Source organism: Agrobacterium sp. CCNWLW32 (assembly GCF_037083425.1).
GTDB classification, from domain to species: Bacteria; Pseudomonadota; Alphaproteobacteria; order Rhizobiales; family Rhizobiaceae; genus Agrobacterium; species Agrobacterium radiobacter.
Window position 1 is genome coordinate 103,422 of the sequence record NZ_JBAOJM010000011.1, and the last position, 16,894, is coordinate 120,315.

19 protein-coding genes are annotated in these 16,894 nt (G+C 60.4%); 13 read left to right on the forward strand and 6 right to left on the reverse strand.

Annotated elements, in window-relative coordinates; translation table 11 throughout:
* Positions 1-3: 3 nt before the first annotated feature.
* Genes V6R85_RS20225 through V6R85_RS20245 form a run of 5 tightly spaced genes read right to left on the reverse strand, consistent with a single transcriptional unit; the run spans position 4 to position 4,004 of the window.
* The gene (locus V6R85_RS20225) at positions 4-1,002 is read right to left on the reverse strand and encodes a biotin-dependent carboxyltransferase family protein (protein ID WP_129565223.1); all 999 of its coding nucleotides are present in this window, start codon (positions 1,000-1,002) and stop codon (positions 4-6) included.
* Entirely contained in the window at positions 999-1,712 is a 714-nt protein-coding gene (pxpB, locus tag V6R85_RS20230) for a 5-oxoprolinase subunit PxpB (protein ID WP_129565224.1), read from the reverse strand. The genes V6R85_RS20225 and pxpB overlap by 4 nt, the downstream gene beginning before the upstream one ends.
* Entirely contained in the window at positions 1,709-2,149 is a 441-nt protein-coding gene (locus tag V6R85_RS20235) for an acetyl-CoA carboxylase biotin carboxyl carrier protein (RefSeq protein WP_175281399.1), read from the reverse strand. The genes pxpB and V6R85_RS20235 overlap by 4 nt, the downstream gene beginning before the upstream one ends.
* Complete coding sequence (gene accC / locus V6R85_RS20240; protein ID WP_111794798.1) at positions 2,146-3,540, reverse strand: acetyl-CoA carboxylase biotin carboxylase subunit; 1,395 nt, start codon at positions 3,538-3,540, stop codon at positions 2,146-2,148. The genes V6R85_RS20235 and accC overlap by 4 nt, the downstream gene beginning before the upstream one ends.
* The gene (locus tag V6R85_RS20245; RefSeq protein ID WP_129565227.1) at positions 3,537-4,004 is read right to left on the reverse strand and encodes an acetyl-CoA carboxylase biotin carboxyl carrier protein; all 468 of its coding nucleotides are present in this window, start codon (positions 4,002-4,004) and stop codon (positions 3,537-3,539) included. Before V6R85_RS20245 ends, accC begins: the two co-directional genes overlap by 4 nt.
* A 194-nt stretch (positions 4,005-4,198) precedes the next feature.
* Between V6R85_RS20245 and V6R85_RS20250 the strand changes: the two genes are divergently transcribed.
* The gene (locus V6R85_RS20250; protein ID WP_111834236.1) at positions 4,199-5,125 is read left to right on the forward strand and encodes a DMT family transporter; all 927 of its coding nucleotides are present in this window, start codon (positions 4,199-4,201) and stop codon (positions 5,123-5,125) included.
* On the opposite strand, the gene V6R85_RS20255 is transcribed toward V6R85_RS20250, so the two are convergent.
* Entirely contained in the window at positions 5,106-6,023 is a 918-nt protein-coding gene (locus tag V6R85_RS20255) for a DMT family transporter (protein ID WP_336377171.1), read from the reverse strand. The two genes, V6R85_RS20250 and V6R85_RS20255, sit on opposite strands and share 20 nt — an antisense overlap.
* 209 nt (positions 6,024-6,232) lie before the next feature.
* Here V6R85_RS20255 and V6R85_RS20260 point away from each other — a divergent pair, with 209 nt between their 5' ends.
* The 12 genes from V6R85_RS20260 to V6R85_RS20315 all read left to right on the forward strand — a co-directional run bounded on the left by V6R85_RS20260 (position 6,233) and on the right by V6R85_RS20315 (position 16,886).
* Positions 6,233-7,120: a LysR substrate-binding domain-containing protein gene (locus tag V6R85_RS20260; RefSeq protein ID WP_113081984.1), complete on the forward strand. Its 888-nt coding sequence runs from the start codon at positions 6,233-6,235 to the stop codon at positions 7,118-7,120.
* 94 nt (positions 7,121-7,214) lie between these two features.
* A complete protein-coding gene (locus tag V6R85_RS20265) occupies positions 7,215-8,168 on the forward strand; it encodes a tripartite tricarboxylate transporter substrate binding protein (RefSeq protein ID WP_003505969.1) in 954 nt (317 codons plus the stop codon).
* 86 nt (positions 8,169-8,254) lie between these two features.
* The gene (locus V6R85_RS20270; RefSeq protein WP_112294056.1) at positions 8,255-8,923 is read left to right on the forward strand and encodes a 4-carboxy-4-hydroxy-2-oxoadipate aldolase/oxaloacetate decarboxylase; all 669 of its coding nucleotides are present in this window, start codon (positions 8,255-8,257) and stop codon (positions 8,921-8,923) included.
* Between the two features lie 73 nt (positions 8,924-8,996).
* Positions 8,997-9,455, forward strand: a complete 459-nt coding sequence (locus V6R85_RS20275) for a tripartite tricarboxylate transporter TctB family protein (RefSeq protein WP_336377172.1) — start codon at positions 8,997-8,999, stop codon at positions 9,453-9,455.
* Positions 9,452-10,963 (forward strand): tripartite tricarboxylate transporter permease, encoded by a 1,512-nt coding sequence (locus V6R85_RS20280; protein WP_336377173.1) that lies wholly within the window; start codon positions 9,452-9,454, stop codon positions 10,961-10,963. Before V6R85_RS20275 ends, V6R85_RS20280 begins: the two co-directional genes overlap by 4 nt.
* A gap of 43 nt (positions 10,964-11,006) precedes the next feature.
* Complete coding sequence (denD, locus tag V6R85_RS20285; RefSeq protein ID WP_336377174.1) at positions 11,007-11,993, forward strand: D-erythronate dehydrogenase; 987 nt, start codon at positions 11,007-11,009, stop codon at positions 11,991-11,993.
* Positions 11,990-12,745 (forward strand): SDR family oxidoreductase, encoded by a 756-nt coding sequence (locus tag V6R85_RS20290; protein WP_020810699.1) that lies wholly within the window; start codon positions 11,990-11,992, stop codon positions 12,743-12,745. The genes denD and V6R85_RS20290 overlap by 4 nt, the downstream gene beginning before the upstream one ends.
* Positions 12,746-12,754: 9 nt before the next feature.
* A complete protein-coding gene (locus V6R85_RS20295; RefSeq protein ID WP_080864693.1) occupies positions 12,755-13,690 on the forward strand; it encodes a 2-hydroxyacid dehydrogenase in 936 nt (311 codons plus the stop codon).
* 169 nt (positions 13,691-13,859) lie between these two features.
* Complete coding sequence (locus V6R85_RS20300; protein ID WP_003505984.1) at positions 13,860-14,663, forward strand: SDR family oxidoreductase; 804 nt, start codon at positions 13,860-13,862, stop codon at positions 14,661-14,663.
* Positions 14,660-15,367, forward strand: coding sequence for an amino acid ABC transporter permease (locus tag V6R85_RS20305; protein ID WP_336377175.1), 708 nt, complete (start codon positions 14,660-14,662; stop codon positions 15,365-15,367). Before V6R85_RS20300 ends, V6R85_RS20305 begins: the two co-directional genes overlap by 4 nt.
* Positions 15,364-16,125 (forward strand): amino acid ABC transporter permease, encoded by a 762-nt coding sequence (locus tag V6R85_RS20310; RefSeq protein ID WP_111834231.1) that lies wholly within the window; start codon positions 15,364-15,366, stop codon positions 16,123-16,125. Before V6R85_RS20305 ends, V6R85_RS20310 begins: the two co-directional genes overlap by 4 nt.
* The gene (locus tag V6R85_RS20315; protein ID WP_003505989.1) at positions 16,122-16,886 is read left to right on the forward strand and encodes an amino acid ABC transporter ATP-binding protein; all 765 of its coding nucleotides are present in this window, start codon (positions 16,122-16,124) and stop codon (positions 16,884-16,886) included. Before V6R85_RS20310 ends, V6R85_RS20315 begins: the two co-directional genes overlap by 4 nt.
* Positions 16,887-16,894: the final 8 nt, after the last annotated feature.

Genomic DNA, 16,894 nt, shown 5'->3' on the forward strand with positions numbered 1-16,894 from the left:
GGATTATCGTTTTGCGAGCGTGCCGAGTGCGGCAGTGACCAGCGGCAGGGTCTTGCGGATATCCGCGAAATAGGCGTCGATCGCCTGTTCGACTTCCAGCGCCTCACGCACCGTCGCCTGCACGAAGCGGATGCGGCTGCCGATGCGCGCCTGTCCGAGCCGCCACAGATCGCTGTCGATGATGCCGGCCATCTTGGGATAACCGCCGGCCGTATTGGCGTCGCTCATCTGGATGATCGGCTCGCCGCTTGGCGGCACCTGAACCACCCCGGGAATGACGCCGTAAGAACGCAGCTCCACCGGGGCCGAAAGTGTCATCGGCGTTCCGGCAAGCCGGTAACCGGTGCGGTCGCTCTGTGAGGTGATTTTCCAGGCCTCCGACCAGAAACGTTCGGCGCCTTCGCCGAAAAGATCGTGTTCGGCGGCCGGAATGGCTCTCAGCAGCAATTCGCCATTGTCGGACACCGGAAACATGTCCGGCATCGCATCGGCAAGCGCCATGACACCAAGACCGTTTGAGGGCAGTGGCGAGGCCTCGGATGGCAGAACGGCAAGCCTGTCGCCGGTCGCGAGATGGCGTCCTTCGTGGCCGCCGAAGGAACCGCGAAGCGAGGTGCTGCGCGATCCCATCACCACCGGAACGTCGATGCCGCCCTGAAGGCAGAGATAGGCACGCGCATTCTTCTGCGGTGTCGAAAGCTCGAGTATTTGACCTTTTTCAGCCCGAGTGCACCAGTAGGGTGGCAGGTCCGCACCATCAAGCCGTGCCGCGCAATCTGCGCCGGTCACGGCGAAGGTCAGTGCCTCTTCGAACTCGATGCGGAAAGGGAAGGTCTGGATTTCAATCGCGGCGGCGTCTTCGCCGTTGCCGACGAGGATATTGCCGACCCTGAGCGCAATGGGATCCATCGCGCCCGTGGCGGTGATGCCGATATTGCGGTAACCCGCGCGGCCAAGATCCTGGACGGTGTTCAGCGGTCCGCAGGCAAGAATATGGATCATAGTTCGATCCTTTCAGGAAGGAAACGAACCCGGTCGCCGGGCGCAAGCACCGCCGGCTGCTCGGCCGCGGCGTCGAACATGGTGATTTCGGTGAAACCCAGCGAATTCCAGCCATTAGGCCCGGTCAGGACCGAGATGCCAGACTGCATACCGCCGATCGTCACCATGCCTTTCAGCATGCGCAGCGACGGGACTTTTTTGCGTGGCATGAAAATGCGTGGATCGAGACCGCCGAGATAACCAAAGCCCGGCGCGCTGCCGACGGCGAAAACCGTATAGGTCTGCTCGAAGTGCAGGCGCACGACTTCCTTGTCCGATAGGCCTGAATAATCGCAGATCGCGGCAAGATCGATGGCGTGCTCGCCGCCATAGGTCGTCGGCACCTCGATGGTCTTGCCGAGAAGATCGAGTTCCGCGGTTCTTTGCCAGATATCGAGAAGTTCATCCTGCAAACACCCGGCATCATCGGGCGTGCCGCGCAGCACGATCAGGAGGTTGGTCATGCCGGGTATCAGTTCCAGCACATCGGGGCGGTCCTTCAGCGCGCGTGTCAGCGCCCAGATGCGCCGCTGTGCAGGCAGGTCCAGCTCGCCGGGCGCTTCGATCAGAAAGGTCTTGTTGCCGATCATCGAGATTTTCGGCAGGCCCAGATGAGCGGGGGAAAGGTGGGGCGTTTTCAGCGGGAGGTTGCTCATTGACGTCACCATCATGCTTCGGTCCTGAGAAGGGTGGAGCCATATCCGACAAGCGCACGGGCTTCTGCCACCACTTCGGTGACGGTGCCGGCTTTGTCGGCGATCACCGGAACGATCACGGGTCCGACTGTCACGAATGCAACGATTTCGCCCTTCACTACCGATTTTCCTGTCTGGATCGGGCGGTCGCGGCGCTGCGGATGTGCTGGGGTGAAGATGCCGGCAATCGGTGCGCGGGCAAGGATGTCTCCGGTCTTTGCCGGCGCCTTGGCCGTCTCGGCGGGGTGCGGTGCGGCAGGAGCCTGGCCCCCTGCCATGGCGACGATCTTCAGTGACCCATCCGGCGTCTCTATTTCGATGGCGGATACGTTGTTGCGCTCAAGGTAAGCGGCAAGATCGGCAATGATGCCAGGCTCGCTGTAGCGGGATATCGAAACAGACTGTCGCTTCATTTTGAACTCCGCGCTGCAAGCCAGTGTTCGAGGTAATGGATGTCAGTGCCGCCTTCGGAGAAGGCCGGGTCTTCCAATATTTCCCGATGCAGCGGCAGGTTGGTGGAGACGCCTTCGATGCGTATTTCGCCAAGCACGCGGCGCATGCGCATGATCGCCTGTTCGCGCGTTGGCGCATGGACGATGAGCTTGGCGATCAGGGAATCGTAATGGGCGGAAACGCGATAGCCCGCTGTTACATGGGTATCGACCCGCACGCCGGGGCCGCCCGGCAAGTGGAGAGCCGTGATCAGACCGGGGCAGGGAATGAAGCTGTAGGGATCTTCGGCATTGATGCGGCACTCGATCGAGTGTCCCTCGCAGACGATGTCCTCCTGCGAAATTTCCAGCGGATGGCCGAGAGCGACGAGAAGCTGCTGGCGCACCAGATCCACGCCCGAGGTCATTTCTGTGACCGGATGTTCGACCTGCAGACGGGTGTTCATCTCGATGAAGTAGAATTCACCGTTTTCGTAGAGAAACTCGAAGGTGCCGACGCCGCGATAACCGATCTGGCGGCAGGCTTCCACGCAGCGATTGCCGACAAAGGCGGCAACATCAGGCGGGATGCCGATGGCCGGACCTTCCTCGACGACTTTCTGGTGCCGGCGCTGCATCGAGCAATCGCGCAGGCCAACCCAGACGCCGCCGCCCTGACCATCGCAGAGAACCTGAATTTCGACATGGCGCGGATGTTCGAGGAATTTTTCGATATAGAGTTCCGGCGTTCCGAAGGCACGACTTGCCTCTTCGCGCGTAACGAGAACGGCGTCGTGAAGGGTGGAGGCATCATGAACGACGCGCATGCCACGTCCACCGCCGCCGCCGGCTGCCTTGACGATGACGGGATAGCCGATCTCAGTGGCGATTTTCGAAACCTCCGCCATGTCATCCGGCAGGGCGGAATCGGGGCCGGGAACGCAGGGCACGCCGGCCTCCATCATCGCCCGTTTTGCCGCGATCTTGTCGCCCATGGTGCGGATGGCGTCGGCACGTGGGCCGATGAAAACCGCACCCGCTTCCTCAACCGCTTCCGAAAACGATGCCCTTTCGGAGAGAAAACCATAACCGGGATGAACAGCGCCTGCGCCCGTCAGCTTCATGGCAAGCAGGATAGCCGGCACGTTGAGATAGCTCTGGCCGGGAGAAGCCGGGCCGATGCAGATGGCGGTATCGGCCGCCTTCAGATAATCCGCATCCCTGTCCGCTTCCGAATAGACCATGATGGTCTTCAGGCCGAGTTCACGGCAGGCGCGCTGCACGCGGAGTGCGATTTCGCCGCGATTGGCGATGAGGACGCTGTCGAATGCCCTTTGCCCGGCTGCTTCCTTTGGAAGTGTTGCATCCATCATTCGAACTCCAGCACTGGCTGTCCAAGTTCGACGTCTTCGCCGTCATTGGCGATGAATCTGGCGATCCTGCCGCTTCGTTCGGCTCTCACGGTGTTGAACACTTTCATCGCTTCGATGATGAAGAGTTCCTGCCCTTCCCTAACCTCGTCTCCGGCTTCAGCGAAGGGTGCCGAGCCCGGGCTCGGAGCGCGGTGGAAAAGACCGAATGAGGGTGCCGCGACGATGCCGGAGGGCGCCGGTGCCGCTGTGGCGGATGCCGGTGCCTGTTCTTCGGCGCGGGGTGCCTCGTCGGGTGCCGCTTCCGCCAACGGAATGGTGCGGGGCTGCGATGATGTCGCGTGCTGTGAAACGGCATTGTTTTCGCGAATGATCCGGACCGTGGTTCCCTCCTGGCTCACGGTCAATTCGGACACTCGCGAAGAGCCGACAAACTCGATCAGTTTCTTGATCTTTTCCAGATCCATATTGGTTTCCAACGTCTTTTTTGTCCCCACGGCGGCGGGCAAGCGGAGCGGAATCCGCACCCTGTCCATCAGCAACAGCTACCATGGAGGCGGGATTGATGGGGTCAGACGAAGTTTCTATGGACACGGGTTTGAGGTTTGATATCCCGCCGCTGCGTGGTGAAACGGTTCGAAGACGTCCGAAGGAACGAACCATGGATTCCCGCAAAGGCATTCTCCTCAAAATCTCTGCAGCGCTCGCTCTTGTGCTGATGGGCGCCTGCATCAGCGGTCTCAGGGGTGAAATACCCATCGGGCAGGTCGTTTTTTTCAGGTCGGCGGTGGCCATGCTACCGCTCTGTCTGTGGATGGCCGTGCAGGGAGGATTTCGGAAACAGGTGGCGACCAGCCACATTGGCGGGCATCTGGTGAGGAGTTTTTCCGGAACCGGCGGCATGGTCTTCAGCTATCTGGCGCTGGCTTACATTCCGCTCGCTGATGCGACGGCCATCAGCTATGCCACGCCGCTTTTTACCGTCATTCTGGCGGTCTTTCTTCTGAAGGAGGTCGTGAGGATTTATCGCTGGACGGCGGTGGTCTTCGGGCTGTGCGGCATCGTGCTTATCCTGTCGCCGCATTTTTCCTTCGATGTTTCGGATGTCGCCTCCGGGTCGGGTGTTGCCATGCTCGGTGGTCTGTTCGGTCTGGCAGCGGCTTTTTTCTCCGCCATATCGATGATCCAGATCCGGCATCTGACGCAGACGGAAAATACCGGTGCGATCATTTTCTATTTCACACTGCTCACAACGGTCATCGGTTTTGCCAGTATCGGCATGGGCTGGACAATGCCGACCGCGTGGCAATGGACCCTGCTGATCGGCACCGGTCTCATTGGTGGGATCGCGCAGATACTGGTGACGCTGAGCCTGCGTTATGCCGAGGCCTCCCTGCTGGCTCCGTTCGATTACACGACGATGATCTGGGCGCTATTGATTGGTTATGCCTTCATGGATCAGGTGCCCGCACTGACGACCATTCTCGGAGCCTCGATCGTGGTTGCCGCCGGCTTGTTCACGTTGTGGCGGGAAAGGCGGCTGCACAAAAAGCGCCTTACCGATGAGCTTACCTTGTCGGCTCCCTGACGGCCTGTTTCGTCAGCCGGTTTTCGCGCCACATGGCGAACAGCCCGGCGGCGATGACCGTCAAAGCGCCTATGATAGTCGCACCTGTCGGCACTTCGGCCATGAAGAGATAACCGAGGGCGATCGCCCAGATCATCGTCGTGTAATCGAACGGAGCCAGCAGGGAGGCCTGGGCATGGCGCAGGCTGAGCGTCATGGTGATCTGGCCGATGCCGCCGGCAAGCCCGCCGCCGGCGAGCAGCAGAAACTGGTTGAAATCCGGCATCTTCCATCCAAATCCAAGCGTGGCGAAGCCGGCGACGACACCCGTCAGCGTATAGATGAGCACGATGCGCGACGGCTTTTCGATGCTGTTCAGGTGGCGGACGGCGATGGAGGAAAAGGCCGCGCAAAGCGCGCCGGTCAGCGCCAGCGCCGTTCCGATCATCGCAATGCTGTCGATCTGCGCGGGGCCTGACACGGCGTCAAACACCAGGTTGGGCGAGAGCGTTATGAAGACGCCGATGAAGCCCGTCAGTACGGCGGACCAGCGATATATCCGCACTTTTTCGCGCAAAAGCAGCGCGGCCAGCATGATGGTGAAAAGCGGTGTCGTGTAGCTCAGCACCGTGACATTCACCAGCGGCAGATAGGCGAGCGCCAGAAAACCGAAGAACATGCCGCCCAATCCAGCCGAGCTGCCCGCAAGCAGGCGGCCGATATTTTTCGCGGCCGGCACGGTTATTCGCTCGGAGGAGGCGATGAACCAGAGACAGAGGGGAATGAGGGCAAAAAATCCCCGGCAGAAGACGACTTCGCCGACCGGAATCGCCCCCTCCAAACCCTTCACGCAGGCGGACATGACTGTGAATGCCAGCATGGCCGCCAGCTTGAGCAAAATACCGGTCTTAGGATCCATCCCGCTCCCCATCGCAGCAAAGACCGTGTCATGGGGAAGAGGCGGAGAAAAGCGATGGTCGCTGGCCATAAGAATCTTGTCTTACCCCATCATGCGCAGTCGGGTCCTTTGAAAACCGGTGGAACCACTTGACGGTGCTTTTGCTCTAGGCCCCGGCGGCGATTTGGTGTCATGATCGCATCTCGAACCGGTGGGAGGTTTAAGCCGACATGTTGGATTTGCGCAGGCTGCGATATCTGGTCGCGATTGCTGATTGCGGCTCCATGTCGGCGGCGGCGCGGCAATTGGGGATCGCCCAGCCGGCGCTCAGTCACCACATCACGGAACTGGAGCGGTTGGTGGGTTTCCCCGTGCTGCACAGGCTGGCGCGCGGCGTGAAGGCGACGGAGAAGGGTGAAATACTCCTTATTCATGCCCGGGAGATTACCGAGAAGGTCCGGCAGGCGGAGGCGGAAATCCGGGCCATGGCCTATCTGGATGAGCGGGTGATCCGGCTGAGCCTTATTCCTTCCTGGGCCACGGCCTTTGCACCGAACATCATCAGTGAGGTTGCCGCTTCTATGCCAAAGGTTTCGCTGCGGCTGATAGAGGCGCGCAATGACGAATCTCTGCGCCTCATTCGTCTCGGCAAGGTGGATATGGCTGTCGCGCTGGTCGGCGCGGAGGACAAGGCCGATGATCTTATCATCAAGGAGAGCCTTTTTGCGGTGTCTTCCCGACCCATCGGTCGGTCGATGCCGCTCGAGGCTGTGGCGGGGCTCAACCTTATCCTGCCGCCGAAGGACAACCCGCTGCGCGTATCGATCGACGAGGCCGCCGCCCGCGCCGGCATCACGCTGAACGTGACCATGGAGATCGACGGGCAGGATACAATCAAACGCGCCGTCAGCGCCGGTATTGGCGCGACGATTCTGTCATGGAATTCGGTGCAGCAGGAACAGGAGGCCGGTCAGCTTCAGGCCGCTCATATTACCGATCCCGTCATTTATCGCTCCATCCATTTGCTGAGGAACAGGGAGGTGGACGAGCGGACGTTCAGGCTGTTCCGAGACCTGTTGCGGGCCGTCGCAAGACGCGAGTCGGCATTCAGCCCATAAACGATTTGTATGGGTAAGTTGAAAACTCGGTATTTGTATTGTTGATGGCTTCTTCCTAGCCTCCCCGGTGAAAGTATATCGGGGAGGAAAAGATATGCGTTTGAAGACATCTCTGTTCGGCATGTTGGCGGCTGCGGGAGTTCTGGCTGCCGGAGGGGCGGCGGCGGAATATCCGGAGCGGCCGGTGACGCTCGTCATCGGTTATCCGGCCGGCGGCGGCACCGATATACAGTCGCGGGCGCTGGTGCCCTATCTCGAAAAATATCTCGGCACATCGGTCGTGGTGGAAAACCGCGAAGGTGCTGGCGGGCTGATCGGCGCGACCTATATCGCCAATGCGAAACCTGACGGATACACGATCGGGGCGTTGAATTTCCCCTCCATGTATTCGCCGATCGTGCAGGGCAATGCCAGCTATAAGCAGGACGCCTTCACGCCGCTCGCCAACCAGATCGGCGGCGATCTGGCGTTGACGGTCAACAAGGTATCGCCGATCAAGACAGCCAAGGAATTCGTTGAAGCGGCCAAGGCGAACCCGGTCGTCGTTGGCGTGACGGGTATCGGTCATCCAAGCCAGATCACCGCCCTGCTGTTCGAGGAAGCGGCGGGCGTGAAGCTCAATTTCGTCCCCTTCAATGGGGGCGGACCGGCACGGCTCGCCATGCTCGGTAACCACGTCACACTCGGTTTCATGAACTTGAACGAGGTTTTTGCAGACAATCGTTCGGGTGCACTTCGTGTTCTGGCGACATCAGGCACTGAGCGTTCGCCGCTCTCGCCAGATGTGCCGACCTTCAAGGAAGCCGGTTACGACGTTCAGTTCAGCCTGCTTGCAGGTTTTGGTGCACCGAAAGGCCTGCCGGCGGATGTCGAGGCCAAGCTGGTCGATGCATTCCAGAAGGCGCTGAAGGACCCGGATTATCTTGCCGAGGCCAAAAAGCGCGAACTGACCATGCTGCCGCTGACCCAGGCGGAATTTGCCGAGGCGCTCAAGAAGGGCAACGCCAATCTGGCCGAGCTCTGGAAAAGCAAGCCCTGGACGAAATAAGCGGCGCTTCTCTCACCACTAACCGAAATGACGCTTGGGCCTGTGCGTGGCCCGGGCATGACCCACTGTTGAAAGGAATCCGGCCAATGGCCCATGTCATCCGCAATTTCCAGCGCCCCTCAAGGGCTGATATTGAGGCGATCAGCAAGTTCAGCCCTGCAACCATTCACGAGGCGCAGGGCAAGCTTGGCGCTCTCGATTATCGCATCAAGCCGATCAAGCCCGGCCTGAAAATCTGCGGCCCGGCAATCACCGCAAAATGCCATATCGGCGATAATCTGATGATTTTCGAAGCTATTAATCTGGCAAAGCCCGGCGACGTGCTGGTCATCGATGGCGGTGACAATCCAAATCAGGGCGGCTTTGGCGATGTGCTGGCCGCCGCCTGTATCGGCAAGGGCATTGTCGGCTTCGTGGTCAGCGCCGCGGTGCGTGACGGCAAGGGGCTGCGCGAAATCGGTTTTCCGGTTTTCTCGCTCGGGCTTTGCATGAAGGGCACGTCCAAGGACACGCTCGGCACCATCAACCATCCGGTCGTGGTGGGCGGTGAACTGATCAGCCCCGGCGATATCGTCTGTGGCGACGATGACGGCGTTGTCGTCGTGCGTGAGAAGGATATCGCGAAACTCGTCAAGGCCTGCCAGGAGCGCGACGACCACGAGAACCACATGATGGAACTGCACCGTCAGGGCAACATGAATATCGAGGATCGTTACGACATGATGCGCTCGAAGGGGTGCGTCTGGGCGGATTGAGCCGGATATTCGATATTTGGATACGCCGTGTCGGGAGGCACGGCGTATTCCTCAATGAGGAGGGGAGAAAAACATGGCCGAACACAAAAACGGCTCGAAACTGACGGCGAATATTCTGTCCGGGGTCTTCTTTCTGGTGGCCGCCGCCGGGCTTTATTACGGCGCGCGGCCGCTGAGCATGGGCACCAATTTCCAGCCCGGGCCGGGCTACATGCCAACTGTCGTCGCGGCATTGATGTTCGCGCTCGGTATCGCACTGCTCTCGCAGGATCTGTTGGGAAAGACGCCGTCCGAAGCCTGGGTGGCCCCGAAGATGCGTCCGTTTCTGGCAGTGGCCGGCATTGCCGGTTTTGCGCTGCTGATCGAGCCATTGGGCTTCATCGCCGCCGCTTTTGTGCTGATCCTGCTCGCCTGCATCGCCTATGGCAGAATCCGGCCGGTTGAGGTGCTGCTGCTTTCCGCGGTGCTCATCCTCGCCTGCATCCTCATTTTCGTCGTCGGCCTCGGACAGAGGATACCCCTGCTGCCATGACCGATCTTCTTGCCAATATCGCCCTCGGTTTCGGTGTTGCTGTCACGCCGGTCAACCTTTTCTATTGCCTGCTGGGTGTCACACTCGGCACGATGATCGGCATCCTGCCGGGCATCGGCCCTTCCGCGACCGTCGCGCTGCTTTTGCCCATCACCTATACGATGCCGGACACGGCGGCGTTGATCATGCTTGCGGGCATTTTCTATGGTGCACAATATGGCGGTTCGACTACGGCGATCCTCGTCAATCTGCCGGGCGAATCCTCATCCGTCGTCACCTGCATCGATGGTTATGCCATGGCCCGGCAGGGCAGGGCGGGGGTGGCGCTGGCCACTGCGGCGCTCGGGTCGTTTTTTGCCGGCACGGTGGCGACCATTCTGATCGTCGTGGTCGCAAAGCCACTCTCCGCCATTGCGCTTGCCTTCGGGCCGGCTGACTATTTCAGTCTGGTGATCTTCGGGCTTCTGTTTGCCGTGTTCCTGTCCAGCGGATCGCCGGTCAAGGCGATCGGCATGGTCGCCTTCGGCATTGCACTGAGCCTCGTCGGCATCGATCCGACATCGGGTGAGCAGCGTTTCACCTTCGGCATGGCGGAACTGTTCGACGGCATCGATTTCGTCGTGCTGGCCATCGGGCTGCTAGGTGTCAGCGAAATCCTTTTTAACCTGCAGCAGGGTGTGGAGCGTGATGCAGGAACGACAAAGACCGGATCGCTGATGCCGACCCGACAGGATTTCAAACAGGCATTTCCGGCCGTCCTGCGCGGCACGGCGCTCGGCTCCTTCCTCGGCGTATTGCCCGGCGGCGGTGCGATCATGAGTTCTTTCGCCAGCTACGCGCTGGAGCGCAAGATCGCCAAGGATCCATCCCGGTTCGGCAAGGGTGCGATCGAAGGGCTGGCGGGGCCGGAAAGCGCCAATAATGCCGGCGCGCAGACCTCTTTCATTCCGCTCCTGACGCTTGGCATTCCCGCCAACGGCCTGATGGCGCTGATGGTCGGGGCGATGATGATCCAGGGCATCACCCCGGGACCGGAGGTCATGCAGTCGCGGCCCGATCTCTTCTGGGGGCTGATCGCCAGCATGTGGGTGGGCAATCTGTTGCTCCTGGTCCTGAACCTGCCGCTGATCGGCATCTGGGTTCGGCTTCTCGGCATTCCCTACCGCTTCTTGTGCCCCGCCATTCTGATGTTCTGCGCCATCGGGGCCTATGGGCTTTCCTACAGCGTTGTGGACGTTCTGTTCTGTGCGGTCTTCGGCATCGTCGGTTTCTTTCTGCGCAAGATCGGCTGCGAGCCGGCGCCTCTGGTTTTGGGCTTCGTTCTCGGTCCGCTTCTGGAACAGAACATGCGCCTCGGGTTGCTGCTTTCGCAGGGCAGTTTCTCAACATTCGTCACCCATCCGATCAGCGCCACGCTGCTCGCTTTGTCCGGCATGGTCGTCATCATGATGGCGATGCCGGCGATCATGCGCCGCCGCGAGGTGGTGTTTCAGGGTGATGACGATTGACAATCAATCGAGCCGGTGCCGCCGGCCAAGCAAAGGTGAAATAATGCATATTCTGATAGTCGGCGCGGCCGGAATGATCGGCCGCAAATTGACACAACGTCTCGCTTCCGACGGAACGCTTGATGGTGCGAAGATTACCGAAATGACGCTGACGGATGTTTTCGAACCGGCCGCGCCGAAAGGCTTCGGCGGTGCACTGACCATCGAGCGCAGTGATCTGTCGAATGCCGGCGTGGCCGAAAAGCTGGTCGCAAAACGGCCGGATGTGATCTTCAACCTCGCCGCCGTGGTTTCGGGCGAGGCGGAAGCGGATTTCGAGAAAGGTTATCGCATCAATCTCGATGGCGGGCGCTCGCTGTTCGAAGCCATTCGTCTGGAGCACGAAAAGGACGGATATCGGCCGCGCATGGTCTTCTGCTCATCGCTTGCCGTGTTCGGTTCGCCATTCCCCAAGGTGATCGGCGACGAGTTCCTGACGGCGCCGTTGACCAGCTATGGCACGCAGAAGGCGATCGTGGAGCTGTTGCTTTCGGACTATAGTCGCCGCGGTTTCTTTGATGGCGTCAGCATCCGTCTGCCCACCATCTGCATCCGCCCCGGCAAACCGAATGCGGCCGCCTCCGGCTTCTTCTCCAATATCCTGCGCGAACCGCTGGTGGGTCAGGAAGCGGTGCTGCCCGTTGCCGATACCGTGCGCCACTGGTTCGCCAGCCCGCGCTCGGCGGTCGCCTTCCTGCTGCGCGCCGCGACGGTGGATCTCTCCGGGCTTGGCGTTCGCCGCAATCTCATCATGCCGGGGCTGTCGGCCACGGTTGCGGATGAAATCGAGGCGCTGCGCGCCTTTGCCGGGCAAAAGGCTGTAGCGCTTATCAAACGCGTTCCCGACGAGCGGATCATCCGGATCGTCGACGGCTGGGCCGAGGATTACGATCCGCAACTAGCGCTGTCGCTCGGCTTCAGGGCGGAAACCTCCTTTGCCGAAATCATTCAAGCGCATGTGGAAGATGAGCTGGAGGGGAAAGCAGCATGAGTGATGGAAAGATCGCGCTCGTCACGGGTGGAGGAACAGGGGTCGGCAAGGCGATTGCCAAAGCGCTTCTGGAAGATGGTTACAAGGTCGCGATAACGGGCCGGCGGCGGGAGGTTCTCGACACTGCCGCCGCCGAATGGAGCGAACATAAAGACTGTGTTCTGGCCGTCGCGGCTGATATTTCCGCTCCGGCCGATGTCGAGCGGCTGTTTGCGGAAATCATCGGGCGTTTCGGTCGCCTCGATCTTCTGGTCAATAATGCCGGCATGTCCGCACCGGCGGTGCATATCGAAGATGTGCCGTTCGAAACCTGGAATGCCGTGGTCGGGGCTAACCTCACAGGGGCTTTTCTCTGCACCCAGGCGGCGTTTCGCCAGATGAAGACGCAGTCGCCGCAGGGTGGCCGCATCATCAACAATGGCTCGATTTCCGCCACCACGCCGCGGCCGCGGTCTGCGCCATATACCGCGACCAAACATGCGATCACCGGACTTACAAAATCGGCCGCGCTGGATGGCCGGCGGTTCAACATCGCCTGCGGACAGATCGATATCGGCAATGCCAGCACCGAAATGACGCGCGCCATGGCAACCGGCGTGCTGCAGGCGGATGGCAGCACCGCCATCGAACCGACCATCGATGCCGGCATCGTTGCCAAGGCCGTGGTGCATATGGCCTCGCTGCCGCTCGAGGCGAACGTGCTGACCATGACGGTGATGGCGAGCGGCATGCCTTTCGTCGGTCGCGGGTAAGGAGCGCGCATGAAGCCCGATCTTCTGCAAACCTATCCGCTTCAGCCGCAGATCGAAGCCGAACTGCAAAAGCGCTTCAGGGTCCATCGCTGGCACGAAATATCCGACAAGCAGGCGTTTCTCCAGGCGGAGGCGGCGTCGATAAAGGCTGTCGTCACCGGCGGCCATATCGGGGTTGCTCCTGAACTCGCTGCCGGTCTGCCCGCTCTCGAAATCGTTGCCATCAATGGCGTCGGCTTCGACAAGGTCGATCTCGACCAGGCCCGCGCGCGCGGTTTCAGGGTGACGAACACGCCTGACGTGCTGACCGAGGATGTGGCCGATCTTGCCATCGGTCTCTCTGTCATGCTGCTGCGCCAGCTTGTGCGCGCCGATCATCATGTCCGCTCCGGGGAGTGGAAAAGAGGCGAAATGCCGCTGGGTAACAAGGCCTCGCGGCGGCGTTACGGCATTTACGGGCTTGGCCGCATAGGCCGCGCCATTGCGGTGCGGCTGGAAGCTTTCGATGCGGAGATTTCCTATTTCAGCCGGCAGAAACAGGACGTGGTCTATGAGTATCATTCGACGGCCATGTCGCTCGCGAGGGACTGCGACGTCCTGATTGTCGCGGCGGCGGCAACGCCGGAGACAAAACACGCGATCAACCGCGAGGTGCTGGAGGCGCTGGGACCGGACGGTGTTCTCGTCAACGTCGCCAGAGGGTCTCTGGTGGATGAAAAGGCGCTGGTTGATGTTCTTGTGGCAGGCGGGCTGAAGGGTGCAGCGCTCGATGTCTTCGAGAACGAACCGCATGTTCCCGAGGCGCTGATCGGCATGCGCAATGTCGTTCTCGCTCCGCATATCGGCGCTGCGACGCATGAGACGCGGCTTGAGATGGGCGCTCTGGTTCTCGCCAATCTGGATGCACATTTCGCGGGACGGGACCTGCCGACCGCAGTGGTCTAGAATGTGCTGGTGGCTGGCATCGGCAACGTACGCCCCATCGGCCGGGTTGCCGCATCGCCGAATTTGGCGCATTCGCCATCCATACAAGTTGCTTATTACTCCAAAAAAAATCGGTCTTAGGCAAGCGATGAAAGCTTCACTACTGTTTGCTCAACGATAGGGGACAAACATGCCATTCTCAGACTACAAGACCGCACTCGTAACCGGCGCATCTTCCGGAATTGGCGCCGCTGTCGTCGAGCGACTTTGCCGTGAAGGGCTGGAAGTGCATGCGGTTGCCAGAAGTGTGGACGCCCTCAACCAGCTGGCGAAGCGCACGGGCTGTTTCGCACATGCCATAGATGTGACAGACCGGGCGGCGCTCGCGAAGCTCACCAGTGAGGTGGCGTTCGATGTTCTCGTGAACAATGCCGGTGTCGACCGCCCGAAGAAATTTCTGGAAGCGGATGAGAGTGATATCGATCTCCTGATCGACGTCAACCTGCGCGCCGTGCTGCATCTCTGCCGCATGGTGGTGCCGGGCATGGTGGCGCGCGATCGCGGCCATGTCATCAACATCTCCTCGATTGCCGGCAATTATAATTTCGGTGGCAATTCCACCTATCACGCCAGCAAGGCAGGCGTGGCGATGCTGTCCAACCAGCTGCGCATCGATGCTTTCGGTAAACGCGTGCGGGTGACGGAAATCTGCCCTGGCCGCGTCGCAACCGACATCTTCAACCATGTTCATGGCGATGATCCGAGCATTCGCGAACGTTTCATCGATGGTTTCGAGCTGCCGCAGGCCTCCGATATCGCCGATGCGATCGCGTTTGCCATCGCTGCGCCCGTGGCCATGAATATTGGCCACATGGAAATTACCCCGACGCTTCAGGTCATGGGCGGTCTGCAGACGGCCAAGCCCCAAACGGTTGAAAATCGACCAACTGAAAATAAGGCTGCGGCGGGTGGAGCCGGAGGAAGAGTCGCGTGAGCGGTTTTGACCTCTGGGCAATTCTGAACAATGCGGACTACGTCTCGATGTTTTTGCATGGCATCCAGATGACGTTCATCATCTATGCCGGCTCATGGCTGCTTGCCATGTCGCTCGCCATCGTGCTGCTTGCCATCCGCCTGTCACCTTTCCGCTTCGGTGATCCGCTGGTGGCGGCCTATGTGTCCTATCACCGCAACGTGCCGACGCTGGTGCAGCTGATGCTGTGGTATTTCGGCGTGTTCACGCTGCTGCCGAGCGGACTGGCCAGCTGGCTTTCGAGCCATAATGCCGAAGCGATCTTCGCCATTGTCGGTCTCGGTCTTTGTCAGGCGGCATATTTCAGCGAGGATCTGCGCTCCGGCGTTCGTTCGATCAATCCCGGCCAGATCGAGGCCGCACGTGCGCTCGGGCATAGCTATGTCTCGGCCATGCGTTTCGTCATCATGCCGCAGGGCGTTCGCAATGCGCTGCCGCCGCTGATCAATCACAGCACTTCCCTCTTCAAGAACAGCAGTCTCGGCGTTCTGATCGGTGCACCGGAACTGACCCATGCCGTCAAGGAAGTAGAGAATCTGAGTTTCCGGACATTTGAGGTCTATCTGGTCGCCACCGTGCTTTATCTGTTCTTCTCGCTGCTGATCATGGGTCTTGGAGCCTATATCTCCATGCGCGCCGATCCTCTCCGGAGGGCACGGGCATGATCCACGACATGATCGCAATCATCCAGGATTACTGGCTGCTGCTCCTCATCGGCCAATATCCCAACGGGCCGCTCGGCGGGCTTGCCAACACGCTTATCCTGTCGGCGCTCAGCATCGCGCTCGCCTTTCCCGTCAGCATCCTGATGGCGCTGGCACGGCTGTCGAAATGGCGGCTCCTGCGCTGGCCGGTCACCGCCTTGGTCTATTTCACCCGCGGCGTGCCGCTGCTGATGCTCATTCTCTGGAGCTATTTTCTCGTTCCGCTCTGGACCGGCGCCGACGTGCCGAGCTTTGTCACCATGCTGACCACGCTCGTCATTTATCAGGGCGCTTTCATGAGCGAAGTCGTGCGCGCCGGCATCGTATCGCTGGGCACGGGGCAGATGGATGCGGCGCGGGCGCTCGGCCACGGCTATTTCAGCGCGATGCGTTACATCATCCTGCCGCAGGCGCTCTACAACATGATCCCGAGCCTGATATCGACCTTCGTATCCACCATCAAGGACACGACCCTCGGCTACGTCATCAATGTGCCTGACCTGACCTTTGCGGCGAACCAGGTGAACAACCAGCTCCTGACCCAGCCCTTCCAGGTCTTCCTCATTCTGGCGCTGGTCTATTACATCATCTGCTGGTCGCTCACCCAAGTCGCCAATCTTCTCGAGCGCCGCATCGCCCGCCGGCGCGCCGGCCCGCGCGGCAAGCTTGCCGTTGACACCGCACCGGCCCCCGCCAATATCGTTACGGAGCAGCTATGACCGCGCCAGTTTCCGCCACTCAGGACTACACCATCACGCTTTCGCAAGTCTGCAAAAGCTATGGCGATTATCAGGTGCTCAAGGATGTCAACGAAAACGTCACCCGTGGCGAGGTCGTGGTCATCTGTGGGCCGTCGGGTTCCGGCAAGTCCACCCTCATCCGCACGATCAACCGTCTGGAGGAGATCAGCAGCGGCTCGATCATGCTGGATGGCAGGAACATCCATGCCCAGATGCGCGCCAAGGAGCTGAATGCGCTGCGCAGCCGTGTGGGTTTCGTCTTCCAGAGCTTCAACCTCTTCCCGCATCTTTCCGTGGTGGAAAATGTCTCCATGTCGCCGATCCGGGTGAAGGGTGTTTCCCCGGCGGTTGCGCATGAAAAGGCGCTGAAGCTTCTCGATCGCGTCGGCCTTGCCGACAAGGCCGGTTCCTATCCCGCCCAGCTTTCCGGCGGCCAGCAGCAGCGCGTCGCTATTGCGCGGGCGCTCGCCATGGAGCCGCCGGTCATGCTGTTCGATGAGCCGACCTCAGCGCTCGATCCGGAAATGGTCGGTGAGGTGCTCGCCGTCATGAAGAGCCTCGCTGCCGAAGGCATGACCATGCTCTGCGTCACCCATGAAATGGGCTTTGCCCGTGAAGTGGCCGACCGCATCTGGTTCATCGATGCCGGGCGCATTCTCGAAACCGCGAAACCGGACGAGTTTTTCAAAAATCCGCAACATCCGCGTGCCCAGCGGTTTCTTGCCGATCTGAGACACTAGGACCCAAC

Coding starts and splice junctions, on each gene's coding strand:
- V6R85_RS20280 (WP_336377173.1), top strand. CDS start 9,452: ATGACCGATCTTCTTGCCAATATCGCCCTCGGTTTCGGTGTTGCTGTC.
- V6R85_RS20290 (WP_020810699.1), top strand. CDS start 11,990: ATGAGTGATGGAAAGATCGCGCTCGTCACGGGTGGAGGAACAGGGGTC.
- V6R85_RS20225 (WP_129565223.1), bottom strand. CDS start 1,002: ATGATCCATATTCTTGCCTGCGGACCGCTGAACACCGTCCAGGATCTT.
- V6R85_RS20300 (WP_003505984.1), top strand. CDS start 13,860: ATGCCATTCTCAGACTACAAGACCGCACTCGTAACCGGCGCATCTTCC.
- V6R85_RS20265 (WP_003505969.1), top strand. CDS start 7,215: ATGCGTTTGAAGACATCTCTGTTCGGCATGTTGGCGGCTGCGGGAGTT.
- V6R85_RS20235 (WP_175281399.1), bottom strand. CDS start 2,149: ATGAAGCGACAGTCTGTTTCGATATCCCGCTACAGCGAGCCTGGCATC.
- accC (WP_111794798.1), bottom strand. CDS start 3,540: ATGATGGATGCAACACTTCCAAAGGAAGCAGCCGGGCAAAGGGCATTC.
- pxpB (WP_129565224.1), bottom strand. CDS start 1,712: ATGATGGTGACGTCAATGAGCAACCTCCCGCTGAAAACGCCCCACCTT.
- V6R85_RS20315 (WP_003505989.1), top strand. CDS start 16,122: ATGACCGCGCCAGTTTCCGCCACTCAGGACTACACCATCACGCTTTCG.
- V6R85_RS20245 (WP_129565227.1), bottom strand. CDS start 4,004: ATGGATCTGGAAAAGATCAAGAAACTGATCGAGTTTGTCGGCTCTTCG.
- V6R85_RS20310 (WP_111834231.1), top strand. CDS start 15,364: ATGATCCACGACATGATCGCAATCATCCAGGATTACTGGCTGCTGCTC.
- denD (WP_336377174.1), top strand. CDS start 11,007: ATGCATATTCTGATAGTCGGCGCGGCCGGAATGATCGGCCGCAAATTG.
- V6R85_RS20260 (WP_113081984.1), top strand. CDS start 6,233: ATGTTGGATTTGCGCAGGCTGCGATATCTGGTCGCGATTGCTGATTGC.
- V6R85_RS20255 (WP_336377171.1), bottom strand. CDS start 6,023: ATGGATCCTAAGACCGGTATTTTGCTCAAGCTGGCGGCCATGCTGGCA.
- V6R85_RS20275 (WP_336377172.1), top strand. CDS start 8,997: ATGGCCGAACACAAAAACGGCTCGAAACTGACGGCGAATATTCTGTCC.
- V6R85_RS20250 (WP_111834236.1), top strand. CDS start 4,199: ATGGATTCCCGCAAAGGCATTCTCCTCAAAATCTCTGCAGCGCTCGCT.
- V6R85_RS20295 (WP_080864693.1), top strand. CDS start 12,755: ATGAAGCCCGATCTTCTGCAAACCTATCCGCTTCAGCCGCAGATCGAA.
- V6R85_RS20270 (WP_112294056.1), top strand. CDS start 8,255: ATGGCCCATGTCATCCGCAATTTCCAGCGCCCCTCAAGGGCTGATATT.